This window comes from Legionella stuttgartensis (assembly GCF_977063405.2).
The window spans coordinates 1-779 of the sequence record NZ_CDRUHA020000096.1 but is presented as its reverse complement, the minus strand read 5'-3'; the positions used below and the strand labels follow the sequence as shown (position 1 = coordinate 779).

The following is a 779-nucleotide window of genomic DNA, read 5'->3' as shown; positions in this document are numbered from 1 at the left end:
GTTGCAACAAAGCGATTGATAATCATCTCTTTGTCTGTATAATAAACCATCAATTTTGTTTTATTTAAGTCATTTTATATGTATAGTGTTAATGAATTGCTAAATTTAGATTGGATTTTAGAACTAAAAGAAGATGATTTTTCAGATCTAGATGACGATTGCTCCGCTCCCTTCTCTACGAACGAAGAGAGAGAAGACGATCTAAGCAGGGATTTTTCTTTCATGGAGTTCATGCAGAGCTCTATGGACGAAGAGAGATTAAATACAGTTGAGATAGAGTCAGTAAATAAGCCTACAGAGTTATCAAATCCTCATATAGGAAAAGAACGCGTTTCTGTCATACCGCAGCCTTTCGTTCAGCCATTTGCAAAGATTAAAGAGAGCGACCTACTAAAAAAATTAAAAGAAAAAGTGCAAGAAATAGCACCAGATGATATTGATCAGGATTATTCTTCTGATTTGCAAGTGCTTGGTTATAGTGAAGAGCAGAGTTTACGCATCATTTTACGATTGAAATTAGACACAGAGGAGTTCATAAATAACCACCCCGATTTAAGCAAGGATTTTAATATAAGCCAGTTGTATAAGGTAGCTCAAGGAGGACCATCTTCAGTCGCTGCATTGGTTGCTTATCTTAAACATCGCAGTTTACCTTTTGATATAACAAAAGAACAGCTCATTTTACTATTGGCTCAAGGCGTATCCTCATTAAAAGCCCTAAAAAAGTTAACTCAAGAGCAGCAGGAAAAAAAATTACGCTCAAAGCTAGGATTAACACT

The 779-nt window shown here is 35.6% G+C and carries 1 protein-coding gene; it reads left to right on the top strand.

Features of this window, described 5'->3' with window-relative positions; translation table 11 throughout:
• Positions 1 to 78: 78 nt before the first annotated feature.
• Positions 79 to 779, top strand: a 701-nt coding sequence (locus tag ACWTEW_RS32280) for a hypothetical protein (RefSeq protein ID WP_454783633.1), incomplete at its 3' end; no start/stop codon positions are given.